Source organism: Rhodococcus sp. P14 (genome assembly GCF_000256505.1).
GTDB lineage: Bacteria > Actinomycetota > Actinomycetes > Mycobacteriales > Mycobacteriaceae > Rhodococcus > Rhodococcus ruber.
This window is the reverse complement of the sequence record NZ_AJFC01000126.1, coordinates 29,908-41,816: the sequence shown is the minus strand read 5'-3', so window position 1 is coordinate 41,816 and position 11,909 is coordinate 29,908. Positions and strand designations below refer to the sequence as shown.

The 11,909-nt window shown below is 68.4% G+C and carries 12 protein-coding genes; 7 read left to right on the top strand and 5 right to left on the bottom strand.

Annotated elements, in window-relative coordinates; translation table 11 throughout:
- Nucleotides 1–823, top strand: an 823-nt coding sequence (locus OEY_RS0109460; protein WP_010593644.1) for an Rv2629 family ribosome hibernation factor, incomplete at its 5' end; no start/stop codon positions are given.
- A gap of 9 nt (nucleotides 824–832) precedes the next feature.
- Here the strand turns inward: OEY_RS0109460 and OEY_RS0109455 are convergent.
- A complete protein-coding gene (locus tag OEY_RS0109455) occupies nucleotides 833–1,207 on the bottom strand; it encodes a DUF1330 domain-containing protein (protein WP_010593643.1) in 375 nt (124 codons plus the stop codon).
- Between the two features lie 145 nt (nucleotides 1,208–1,352).
- Between OEY_RS0109455 and OEY_RS0109450 the strand changes: the two genes are divergently transcribed.
- Genes OEY_RS0109450 through OEY_RS0109440 form a run of 3 tightly spaced genes read left to right on the top strand, consistent with a single transcriptional unit; the run spans nucleotide 1,353 to nucleotide 4,801 of the window.
- Complete coding sequence (locus tag OEY_RS0109450) at nucleotides 1,353–1,796, top strand: response regulator (RefSeq protein WP_010593642.1); 444 nt, start codon at nucleotides 1,353–1,355, stop codon at nucleotides 1,794–1,796.
- Between the two features lie 51 nt (nucleotides 1,797–1,847).
- Complete coding sequence (locus OEY_RS0109445) at nucleotides 1,848–4,316, top strand: molybdopterin oxidoreductase family protein (protein WP_043805072.1); 2,469 nt, start codon at nucleotides 1,848–1,850, stop codon at nucleotides 4,314–4,316.
- Nucleotides 4,313–4,801, top strand: coding sequence for a hypothetical protein (locus tag OEY_RS0109440; RefSeq protein ID WP_010593640.1), 489 nt, complete (start codon nucleotides 4,313–4,315; stop codon nucleotides 4,799–4,801). Before OEY_RS0109445 ends, OEY_RS0109440 begins: the two co-directional genes overlap by 4 nt.
- Nucleotides 4,802–4,858: 57 nt before the next feature.
- Here the strand turns inward: OEY_RS0109440 and OEY_RS0109435 are convergent, their stop codons facing one another.
- Nucleotides 4,859–6,046 (bottom strand): flavin reductase family protein, encoded by a 1,188-nt coding sequence (locus tag OEY_RS0109435; RefSeq protein ID WP_010593639.1) that lies wholly within the window; start codon nucleotides 6,044–6,046, stop codon nucleotides 4,859–4,861.
- A gap of 56 nt (nucleotides 6,047–6,102) precedes the next feature.
- Nucleotides 6,103–7,533, bottom strand: a complete 1,431-nt coding sequence (locus OEY_RS0109430; RefSeq protein WP_010593638.1) for an MFS transporter — start codon at nucleotides 7,531–7,533, stop codon at nucleotides 6,103–6,105.
- 165 nt (nucleotides 7,534–7,698) lie between these two features.
- Between OEY_RS0109430 and OEY_RS0109425 the strand changes: the two genes are divergently transcribed.
- From OEY_RS0109425 to OEY_RS0109415, 3 genes are all read left to right on the top strand, one after another.
- Nucleotides 7,699–8,997, top strand: coding sequence for an amidase (locus OEY_RS0109425; RefSeq protein WP_010593637.1), 1,299 nt, complete (start codon nucleotides 7,699–7,701; stop codon nucleotides 8,995–8,997).
- A gap of 100 nt (nucleotides 8,998–9,097) precedes the next feature.
- Entirely contained in the window at nucleotides 9,098–9,394 is a 297-nt protein-coding gene (locus tag OEY_RS0109420) for a hypothetical protein (protein WP_010593636.1), read from the top strand.
- Nucleotides 9,395–9,482: 88 nt separating this feature from the next.
- Complete coding sequence (locus OEY_RS0109415; RefSeq protein WP_010593635.1) at nucleotides 9,483–10,133, top strand: response regulator transcription factor; 651 nt, start codon at nucleotides 9,483–9,485, stop codon at nucleotides 10,131–10,133.
- Here OEY_RS0109415 and OEY_RS0109410 read toward each other — a convergent pair.
- The gene (locus tag OEY_RS0109410; protein ID WP_010593634.1) at nucleotides 10,127–11,077 is read right to left on the bottom strand and encodes a PDR/VanB family oxidoreductase; all 951 of its coding nucleotides are present in this window, start codon (nucleotides 11,075–11,077) and stop codon (nucleotides 10,127–10,129) included. The genes OEY_RS0109415 and OEY_RS0109410 overlap by 7 nt on opposite strands.
- Nucleotides 11,078–11,147: 70 nt before the next feature.
- Nucleotides 11,148–11,906, bottom strand: a complete 759-nt coding sequence (locus OEY_RS0109405; protein WP_010593633.1) for an SDR family NAD(P)-dependent oxidoreductase — start codon at nucleotides 11,904–11,906, stop codon at nucleotides 11,148–11,150.
- Nucleotides 11,907–11,909 lie beyond the last annotated feature (3 nt).

Sequence of the window (11,909 nt, the reverse complement as noted above, 5' to 3'; positions counted from 1 at the left end):
CCCCCCGCCGCTGCGCACCGAGGTGCGACTGTCCGACATGCCTTACCTGCTCCCGCTGGTGGAACACGGCACGAGCGGCCGGCCCTACCTCGTGGCCGCCGTCGACCACGCGGGCGGCGACCTGACCGTCTACGACCGGCACGGCGGCGTGCTCCACGAGGAGACGGTCGCCGGGGAGGGCTACCCGATCCACAAGGCGGCCGGCGCCCAGTCGCCCGGTTACGGGGATCCCGAACCCAACGTCGAGGAGCAGCGGCGCCGCAACATCGCCGCCGCCGCCGACCGCATCACCGAACTGGCCGACGAGCACCACGCCGAGCCGGTGTTCGTGATCGGCGAGGTCCGCTCCCGCACGGACCTGGCGGAGGCCCTGCCCCAGCGCACCGGCGACGTCCTGGTGCAGGTGCAGACCGGTTCTCGCGCCGACGGCTCCGACCGCGAGCGGATCCGGGATGTCATCCAGGAGGAACTGGCGCAGCGTCGCCTCGCCGAGATGGACGACGTGGCCGAGCGCTATCGGGCCGGCGCCGGAACCGGCCTGGCCGTCGAAGGGGTGACCGAGGTGACGGCGGCGCTGCGCGAACGGCGGGTCGACACGCTGATCCTGGGGGACCTCGACGACACCACGGTGCTCGTGGGCGACGACCCGTCGCTCGTGGCCGCCGACGCAGGAGCGCTGTCCGAGATGGGTTCGGGCAGCGAGCGCGTCTGCCGCGCCGACGAAGCCCTGCCGTTCGCGGCCGTGGCCACCGGCGCCGCCGTGCTCCGCATGGACGAGCGCCTCACGCCGGCGGACGGCATCGGCGCCCTGCTGCGCTACTGACGGCCGGTGTCAGGACTGCACCGGCCACGGCACCGTCGCCTGCAGGACAGCCTCCTGCAGCGCGTCGGTGCGCCACGCCGTGACCCGCTGGTACTCGGGGTCGGCGACCATCTCGGAGAAGGCACGCCGCGTCGGGTAGCGCACGAGCAGGACCGCGTCCCAGTCCTGCCCGGTCTCCGCCACGAGCGCGGTCGACCCGTCGCCCGCGTAGAGCACCTCGCCGCCGTAGCGCGGCAGGAACGTCTCGTGGAGGGCGTCGGCGTAGCGGGCGTAGATCTCGCGACCACCGGTGCCGAACCGCAGCAGGTTCAGCATCACCACCGGCCCGCCCGGGTCCTCGGCGAGAAAGCGCTTCAGGTCGGCACCACGTGGATCGACAGCCATGTTCCGGAGTCTGGCACAACATCGGACACGCCGTGCTCTCCGACTGCCGGCGCGGCGGCCGGTCATGGGGGCCGAACCGCAGTCGCTGCCGTACCGCGTACGGTCGGAGAACGTTCCGTGCACCCCTGGTTCAGGAGCCCACCACATGACCGAGCCCGCCGAACCCATCGTCGTTCTGCTGGTCGAGGACGACGCCGGCGACGAATTGATGACCCGCGAGGCCCTGGAGGACCACAAACTGGCCAACGCACTGCACGTCGTACGCGACGGTGAGCAGGCGTTGAGCTTCCTCTTCCGGCGCGACCCCTACGCCGACGCGCCGCGGCCCGATCTGATCCTCCTCGACCTGAACCTGCCCCGCTACGACGGCCGGGAGGTCCTCGCACAGATCAAGGCCGACCCGGAACTGCGGCACATCCCGGTGGTGGTGCTCACCGCCTCCGCCGCCGAGGAGGACCTGCTCCGCAGCTACCGGCTGCACGCCAACGCCTACATCACCAAGCCGGTCGACTTCCCGCAGTTCGCGGAGGTGATCCGGCGGATCGACAACTTCTTCCTCCACATCGTGCGCCTTCCTCGTTCCCACTGAGTTCCGTCGGCGGCAGGTTTGGTTCGTTGCGCAGGGGGTAGCGCCTCCGGTATGACGCGTACGGACCGGATCCGGGACCCGTGGGGTGCTCGCACTCCCTACGGTCCCGGTGAGACGTGGCCGACCAGGGTGGACATGTATCTCGCCGAGGGGGTGGACGAGGACGACGTCGACACCTGGGTGCAGTCGGCGACGATCCTGCACTCGAACGGGGACGGGCTGGATATCGCCGTCGAGAACGGGCGCATCGTGGGCGTGCGGGGCCGGGCGGTCGACCGGGTCAATCACGGCCGGCTCGGTCCGAAGGACCTGTTCGGCTGGCAGGCGAACCATTCGCCGGATCGGTTGACCACACCGCTGATCCGGCGCGACGGTGCGCTCGTGGAGACGGACTGGGACACGGCGATGGACGCCGTCGCCGGGCGCACGAAGGAGTTGCTGGCCGAACGCGGTCCGAGTTCGATCGGCTTCTACACCACCGGTCAGCTCTTCCTCGAGGAGTACTACACGCTGGCGCTGATCGGACACGGCGGCATCGGCACCAACCACATGGACGGCAACACCCGGCTGTGCACGGCGACGGCGGCCGCGGCGCTGAAGGAGTCCTTCGCGTGCGACGGTCAACCGGGGTCGTACACCGACATCGACCACGCCGACGTGATCGCCCTGTACGGGCACAACATGGCCGAGACCCAGAGTGTGCTGTGGACCCGGGTGCTCGACCGGCTCGCCGGCCCGAACCCCCCGGCGATCGTCTGCGTCGACCCGCGGGAGACGCCGGTGGCGCGCGCGGCCACCGTGCACCTCGCACCCCGGCCCGGCACCAATGTGATGCTGATGAACGGGCTGCTGCACGAGATCGTGCGGCACGGCTGGATCGACCGCGACTACGTCGACGCCCACACCGTCGGCTTCGACGAGCTGGAGAAGCAACTCGAGGGCTACCCGGCGGAGAAGGTCGCGCAGGTGTGCGACGTCCCGCTCGCCGACCTGCGGGCGGCCGCCCGGCTCCTGGGCACCGCCGAACGGTTGCTGTCCACCGTGCTGCAGGGTTTCTACCAGTCCCATCAGGCCACCGCCGCTGCCGTCCAGGTGAACAACGTGCACCTGATCCGCGGCATGCTCGGCAAGCCGGGGTGCGGGGTGCTGCAGATGAACGGCCAGCCCACGGCGCAGAACACCCGCGAGTGCGGGGCCGACGGCGACCTGCCGGCGTTCCGGAACTGGGCCAACGACGAACACATCCAGGAGCTGGGGCGGGTGTGGAACATCGACCCGATGCGGATCCCGCACTACACCGCGCCCACCCACCTGATGCAGATGATGCGGTACGTCGAGGACGGTTCGATCCGGTTCCTGTACGTCAACGGCACCAACCCGGCGGTGTCGTTGCCGGAACTCGGCCGCATCCGCGAAATCCTGTCCCAGAAAAGGCTTTTCCTCGTCGTGCAGGACATCTTCCTGTCCGAGACCGCGCAACTCGCCGACGTCGTGCTGCCGGCCGCCACGTGGGGGGAGAAGACCGGCACGTTCACCAATGTCGACCGCACCGTGCACCTGTCGGAGAAGGCCGTCGACCCGCCCGGGCAGGCCCGGCCCGATCTGGACATCTTCCTCGACTACGCCCGCCGGCTGGGACTGCAGGACAAGGACGGGCAGCCCCTGGTCAAGTGGTCCACGCCGGAGGAGGCGTTCGAAGCCTGGAAGCAGTGCACCGCGGGACGGCCGTGCGACTACACCGGCCTCTCGTACGACAGGCTCCGCGGCGGCAGCGGCATCCAATGGCCCTGCAACGACGAGCACCCCGACGGCACCGAGCGCCTCTACGCCGACGGGAAGTTCTGGAGCGCACCGGACTACTGCGAGAGCTACGGCCGCGACATGGTCACCGGCGCCCCGCTCGAACCGACCGAGTACAAGGCGATGAACCCCCTCGGCAAGGCCGTGATCAGGGCAGGGGAGTATCTGCCCCCGCACGAGGTGGTCTCCGAGGAGTTCCCCTACCTGCTGACCACCGGGCGGACCCTGTATCACTTCCACACCCGTACCAAGACCGGGCGGGCGCCCCAACTGCAGAACGCCGCCCCCGAGGTGTGGGTGGAGATGTCCGCCTCCGACGCCCAGCGGCACGGCTGGGGGGAGGGCGACCTGCTGCGCATCACCACCCCGCGTGGCCGGGTGGAGGCACGGCTGCGGATCAGCGGCATCCGTCCCGGCGTGCTGTTCCTGCCGTTCCACTACGGCTACTGGGACACCCCCGGCGGGCACGAGCCGGGCGACGCCGAGGGCCGCGCCGCCAACGAACTGACCGTCACCGACTGGGATCCGGCGTCGAAACAGCCACTGTTCAAGACCGGCGCCGCCCGGGCCGAGCGTCTCCTGGCCGGGGACGGCACACCGTCCGCCGCGCCGACGACCACCGCCTCACGACCGGTGGGCACCGACGTTCCCGACACCGTGGGCGGTCCTGCCGGCACCGCGACCGAGACCGTCGTCGACACGAGCGGAGGCGCATCGTGAACAAGGTAGGTCTGGCAATCCGCGAACTGCACCGCGCCGAGAACGACCTGGCGGGGGAATTGCTGCAGATCTCGGACCGGCAGAAGGCCGACCACGAGATCTTCTACCTCGGACGGGATCTCGCACGCTGGTCCCAGGAACACGTGCGCGAACTCGCCCGGGTCGGGCGCGACTACGACCTCGACCTCGACGCCGAACCGGAGGACGACCACACGATCCTGGCCCGCCTGCGGCAGAAGGGCAGCGAACTGCTCGGCCGGCGCCACGAGCCCGGCCTGCTGCTCCTGCACGACCTGCGCGAGATCCACCGGATGGCAGCCGGGGTCTCACTGGACTGGGAGATCCTGGCCCAGACCGCGCAGGCCATGCAGGACCGGGAACTGCTCGCCACGGCCGAACGCTGCCACCCGCAGACCCTGCGTCAGTTGCGCTGGGCCAACGCGAAACTCAAGGAGAGCGCCGCGCAGATCATGGTCACGGGCTGACCGGTACTCGTCCACGAGCACCGACTCCCGTGGTGAAGACAATTCCGCGGGAACGGATTACCTGTCGGAACCGCCCCCGAGTTCGAGGATGTCGACAACCTTCTCGGCCCGGGCGATCCACTCCCGTACTCGCGTCCCGGAAACCCGGCGGGGAAGCTGCCCCAAACGCAGCGTGCGCGTGTAGCCGCCCGCTCGGTCGCGAACCGGCAGTACGACGGAACCGATGTCGTAGGTTTCCTCTTCCTCGAGGTCGCGCAACGTGTAGTCGACCGCCGATTCGACCACGCGCTCGCGGATGTTCCGCTCCTGCGCCGGGGTCAGTCTCCCGTTCGCATAACGGTGGGTGGCGTCGCGCATCCCTTCGTATGCGGCTCCGCCTTCCCGAGGAAGGAACGACAGCAGGAACCCGTGTGCGCGGACGAAGTCGAGACGGTCCCGGTAGAGCTGCCTCCCGGGCTCCTCGACGCCGTGGGCCTTGGCGAGCCACCGCTCCTGATCTTCCGGCGGGAGATCGAACACGAGCGAGTCACCGATCGGGGGCACGATCGGAACTCGCTGCGCCAGGCCGTTCTCCGGATCGACTCCGGGAGCCGACGCCGAGAGTACCGTTGCCATCTCGTCCCGACCGACCGCGGTGTAGACCGTGACCTCGCAACCGATGTCGTGCGCGAGGTCCTCGACGGCCGTCCGTGCGCAGTCCGCCTCCCGAATCGCCGACAGCAGCCGGTGCTCCATCCGAGCCATCAAGGAGGTCCCGACGAAACTCCCGTAACCGCCCTGGAAGAAGATCAGCGGGGCCACCGGGTTGGTGACGGCCATGTCCGCCACAGCGCACAGGACGATCCAGTGATCGCCCGCCTCCACCGTGTCGGTGATGCGGGTGTCGATCCATGCCACCGAGTCCGCCAGCACCGGATCCCCCGACGGGGACGGGAACCAGTCGATTCCGTCGAACTTGTTCTCCCAGCGCCGGGCGAGGGTGGAGACCAGTTCCTCCTGCTCACCGCCCACGATGTTGATGCACAGCGACGCGCACTCCCGCATCTTGGCGAACGTCTTCGACGTCTTCATCGGCATGAAGGAGACGAGGGGCGGATCGAGAGACACCGACCCGAAGGTCCCGACCACCAGCGCCAGCAGTTCGCCGTTGTCCGCACGGCCGGTCACGACGGCCACTCCGGTCGGGTAGTGCCCCATCACCTCCCGGAAGAGCCCTCGGTCGACCGGGGTCGCGATATCCGTCATTGCGGTCCTCCTGATCTCGGGGACGGGATGGCTCCGGCGTGCATCGAGATGCCGGTTCAATGCTTGACGTACTCGGACTGCAGTTTCCGGCCGAGGCTCTCGGGCCGGAGGAACAGGATGCAGAGCACGCCGCCGACGAGGAGGATGATGCCGGTGATGGTGAATGCCTGGTGCACACCGACCGCCATGTTCGTCGCCATTTCGGGAGCCAGTGTGCTGCCGGCAGGGGGCGAGACATAACCGGCGCGGGCCATCAGCCAGCCCACGAGCGTCGGGGAGACGATGGCACCGATCGAGGCCACGCCGCCGAGCGTGGCCATGAGAATCGGCCGCTGCTTGGCGCCGACCGCATAAGCGATCGCAGAGGCGGTCATCGGGTACGCGAGGCTGCAGCCGGCGGCGAGGCACAGCAGGGCGACGGCCGGCACACCCGACGTCGTCTGGACCAGGATGAAGCAGATTCCGGCCACCAGCGCTGCGATACCGAACGGGACCGCGATCGCGCGATGCGCGTTGTGGCCGTGCTTCATCAACCGGTGGCCGAGGAAGCCGAGCAGCAGCAGCACGCCGGCTCCGAGGATCCAGGGAATGGTGGTGACGGTGCCTACCTGAGGAAGCGACAGGCCGACCACGGTGCCGAGGTACTGGGGCAACCAGGTCGTGACGAAACCCTGGACCCAGAAGTTGGAGGCCCCTCCGATCACCGCGGCGAGGAAGGTCATGCTGAGCAGCGCACGCCAGACGACGACAGGCTTCTGCTCGTCCACATCGGCCGTGGCGACCTCCGCGGTGCGGTCCGCCGGCTTCCGGTCGCCGGTACGGGCGTCGGCGCGATTCTGCTTGCCGTGCCCGGCGAACGGACCGTCGTCGGCGATCAGGAGCCAGGCGACGACCCACACGAATCCGACGATGCCGAGGACGCCGAAGGCCCAGCGCCAACCCCAGGCGACGATCACCCAGGCGAGGGCAGGCGCGGCGATGACCGGTCCCAGGGTCGAGCCGGCAGCAACCAAGTTGGACGGCAATGCGCGACGACGCGGCTCGAACCACGAATGAGCCGAGGTGAGGGACATCGCCGTCGCGGGGCCTTCAGCGCCGCCGAGGACGATGCGGGTCATCAGCAGCACCGCAGCACCGCCACCGAGGAGCATCGGGAACTGCATGACCGCCCAGACGACGCCCATCGTGAGGATGATCCACTTGACCGAGAATCTGGCAGCCAGGAAACCCGTGATCACGGAGACCACTGCGTAGAGGAAGAAGAACGCACTGCCGATGAATCCGAACTCGACGGCGGAGATTCCGAGATCGGGCATGGCCTCGGAGGCCACCAGGCCTAGTACGGCCTTGTCGGCGAAGGCCACGATCTGGAAGAGGACGAGCAGCGCCGTCACTATCCACGCCTTGCGGTTCATCCTGTGGAAGTCGATCCTCTTCTCCCCGTTTTCCGGGGAGGCGGAGACATCGGGCGCCACGGTCGAAGCCATGAGCAGCCACCTTTCCTAGCGAGCCGCGGATGCTGAATCCGTCGGCGAGTCGACAGTGGTTCAGAAGCTATTTCCACGCATCCCTACTGCGGTAGGAGGGAAACCTTTACTGTCGGCTCCCGCCGTGTTCACCCAGAATGAAGGGGTCGAGACCGGAGGAGGACTATGAGCACGCGCGCGTCGGACCTGTCCCTGGGTGAGCAGGTCGGGGCCGTCCGAACCGGGTCGGTGACGGCCGAGGACCTTGCTACGCAGGTCAGACGAGCGATCGAGCTGCGGGAACCGGAACTCGGTGCGTGGGTGTGCCTGTCGTCGACGATTGCGGAGCAGGCCCGTGCCGTCGACCGGGACCCCGGCTCTGCACCGTTGGCCGGGCTGTCCGTCGGAGTCAAGGACCTCATCGACGTCGCCGGGATGCCGACGCGCGCCGGTTCCGCAGTGACCTCCCCGAATCTGGTCGGCACCGACGCCGCCTGCGTGAGCCGCCTGCGTTCCCTCGGTGCGATCGTCCAGGGCAAGACCGTGACGACGGAGTTCGGCTACTTCACCCCCGGGCCCACCCGCAACCCGCACGCCCTCGGTCACACCCCCGGCGGGTCCTCCAGTGGCTCTGCTGCGGCCGTCGCAGCGGGGACCGTGCCCCTCGCGCTCGGCACCCAGACGGCCGGCTCGCTGACCCGGCCGGCCTCGTACTGCGGAGCCGCCGGCATGGTTCTCGCGCACGGCACCACGGACATGTCCGGCATCACCGGTCTGAGCGAGTCACTGGACGCCCTCGGCCTGCTGACCCGGTCCGTGTCCGATCTTCGCTTCGTGCACAACGCATTCAGCGGCCACGGGCACTCGGAGGTCCCGGCTCCGGAGCCGGTGACTCGGGGCCTGGTCTGGAACGCCGGTGCCCTCCACCCCGTGGAGCCCCCAATGTCGGCGTTGCTGGAACATGTGCCCGCCCTGTTGGAGGAGATCGGGGTGAAGGCCGAGCCTCTCGACTGGGACGATCATGTCCAGACCTTGTCCGAGGACCACGTCACCGTCATGTCGTACGAAGCCGCGCGGGCGCGGGCCCACGAATTCGACGAACACGCGGGTGCACTGAGCGCGCCGATCCGGGATCTGCTGGAGAACGGCCGCAGGATCGCCGGAACCGAGTATTCCGCGGCCCTGACCCGTCGGGACCGCTCCCGGGAACTGCTGGACGCGATTCTGGCCTCCGATCCGATCATCGTCGGCCCTGCAGCGCTGGGACCGGCCCCGCTCGGTCTGTCCGCAACCGGGTCGCCGATACTCAGCCGCCCGTGGCAGCTGCTCGGATTGCCGGTCGTGGTCGTGCCAGGTGCCCGCACGTCCGCGGGACTGCCACTGGGTCTTCAGATCGTCGGGCTACCGGGGCACGAGGACCGGCTGCTCGCCGTGGGCGAGAAGCTCGAAGTGCTCCTTCGCGAACTGCCGGAGATTGCCGTCTGAGCCGGCAAGCTCGCTCGGCTCGGTGAAATCTGCTCGCTCGGCTCGGTGAATCTGCTCGCTCGGCTCGGTGAATCTGCTCGCTCGGTAGAAAGGACCGCTCATGCTCGAACCCCGCCCGACCAACCATCACAGGATGTTCCTCACCTGCTACGAGGACACCTTCGACCGCGGTTGGCACCACGTCGATCTGTTCGTCCACGACGAGTACGGCCGTGAGGTCAACTGGGTCCACTGGACAGTGGAGGCCGACGGCCCGGAGGCGGCCGACGAGTCGGTTCGCAGAGAGGAACCGCTCCTGCGACGGACCACGGAGTGGCAGCACCGGGTGAGCGCCGCGGGAATGGACTATTGGACTGCCGATGCCTGCTGGGACGACGCTCCGGCGGACGTTGCGTGAACCGGTCGTTCCCGCCCGGCGGGGGCGGGGACAATGTCGGGAGTCGGGGAGAAGCCCTGGCTCCCGAATTCGGAGGTGGTGACGAGCCATGGTGGAAAGCGCGGAAGACCTCCGAGCCGAGACGACGGTGTACGTGGTCGACGACGACTTCGAAGTATGCGAATCCGTCGACTGGTTGCTGGAGAGCATCGGGATCAGACCGGTGGTCTGCCACAGCGGCGAGCAGTTCCTCGACGCCTACGACGGCAGCCGGCCGGCCTGCATCGTCCTCGACGTGCGCATGCCCCGTATGAGCGGGACGCGGTTGCAGGAGAAGCTCAACGAGTTCGCGCCGCACGTCGCGATCATCTTCGTCTCCGCCCACGGTGACATCCGGATGTCCGTCTCCACCCTGAAGGCGGGTGCTCTGGATTTCCTCGAGAAGCCCTACGATCCGCAGCGGCTGTTGGACGCCGTGCAGGCCGGGGTGGAGAAGGCCCGCCTCCGTTTCACCGATCACGTACTGCGAGAATCGGTGCGGAGCAAGGTCTCGTCCCTCACCCCGCGCGAGCGCCAGATCCTGGCCCTGGTGGTCGAAGGTCTGCCCAGCCAGAACATCGCCCGGAAACTCGGCATGAGCGTGAAGACCGTCGACGTCCACCGCGCTCGCATCAAGAGCAAGACCGACGCCGACAGCATCAGCACCCTCGTACGGGACGTGCTCCGGTACGGGGTGGACGTGCCGGTGGAGGATCAGTAGTAGTCCAGCACCAGGCGCTCGCCGGCGGCCCGCGACACGCAGACCGCCATGACCTCGCCGGACTCCTTCTCGGACCGCGTGAGAACGTTGTCCCGGTGGACCGGAGTCCCTGCGACCACCTGCATGATGCAGGTACCGCAGATGCCCTCCTGGCAGGACGTGTCGACGTCGCAGCCGTTCTCCTGGAGCACCTCGACGATGCTCCGGTCGGCCGGGACCCGATAGGTCTCCCCTTCCAGTTCCACCTCGAACGCGGAGTTCTCGGATGCGTCCGGCTGTTCCGTCGCGTGGAAGTTCTCGAGGTGGATCGATCCGGCCGGGACGTGCCGGCTCGCGAGCGCAACGACCTTGGTCATGAACCCGTCGGGTCCGCACGTGTAGACGTGGGTTCCGGGATCCGTTCCCGCAAAAATGGTTCCGAGAATCTCGTCCTGCTCGTCCCGGCCCACCCCGAGATGGGCATGGAGCTTGTCCGGGCAGCGCTCGCGCAGCAGCGGCAGGAAGGCGGCTTCCGTCTCGCTGCGGGCGAAGTAGTGCAGTTCGAAGCTGATGCCGTGGACGTCCATGTAGCGTGCCATGCTCAGCATCGGCGTGATGCCGATGCCGGCCGCGACCAGGACGTGGTGCGTGGCGTCCGCCGCGATGCTCAGCAGATTCCGTGGCGGGCTGATCCGGAGAGCGTCGCCCACCCGCAGCTCGTGGAGGGCCGCTGAACCCCCGCGGGAGTTCTCCTCGCGCTTGACCGCGAACGCGAACGAATCCTGCGCATCGGGTGTGCTGAAGAGCGAGTACTGACGGGTGATCGAGGTGGGTCCGACGACGTCGATGTGCGCACCCGGCCGGTACGTACCCAGTGGCGACCCATCGGTCTTCGTCAGCGTGAACGATCTGACGGTGGGTGATTCCTGAACGATCTCGGCGACGGTGACGTCGATGAGTGCCATGTCCGTTTCTCCTCGTGAATTTCTCCGGACGGAAGTGCCGACCGGACCCTCCCGGGCAGGAGGATTCCGGTCAGCGCAGATACAGTCCGCCGTTGACGTCCCAGCAGGCGCCCGTGACGAAGTAGGCGTCGTCCGAGGTGAGCAGCCCGACCATGTCGGCCACGAACGACGGATTTCCCGAGCGTCCCACGGGGATCCCGGCGACGATGCCTTCGAGTCTGTCGGGGGGCACCGTCGCGCGCACGACCGGGAGGTCGTGCGGGCCGGGAGAGATCGCGTTGACGGTCACTCCCCGGCCCGCCAGCTCGCGCGCGAAGACCTTGGTGGTGGTCAGGATCGCTCCCTTGGAGGCCGCGTAGTGGCCCCCGGTCGCCGTCCCGCCGTTCTGTCCGGCGAGCGACGCCATGTTGACGATCCGTCCGAAGCCCCGCTCGGCCATGGCCGCACCGAACACCTGGCAACCGAAGAAGATGCTGTTCACGTTCGTCGTGAGGACGCTCGTGAAGTCCGCCTCCGCCAGGTTCATCAGATCCGCTGCCTGCGTGACGGCGGCATTGTTGACGACGATCGTGGGGACGCCCCAGATCTGCCGGCAGGTCGCCAGCGCTTCCTCGAATCCGTCCTTGCGGCTGACGTCGAGCTCGAGGCCACGTGCGGTCGACCCGTCGCGGGACAACTCCGCTGCGAGGGCTTCGACACCGGCCGTGTCGATGTCGGTGAGCAGTACCCTCCTACCGTCGGTGTGGAGTTTCCGGGCGATCGCCGCACCCATACCTCCGGCCGCGCCGGTGACGACGGCGATGCCGGGTCCGGTGGACTGAGAGATCACATC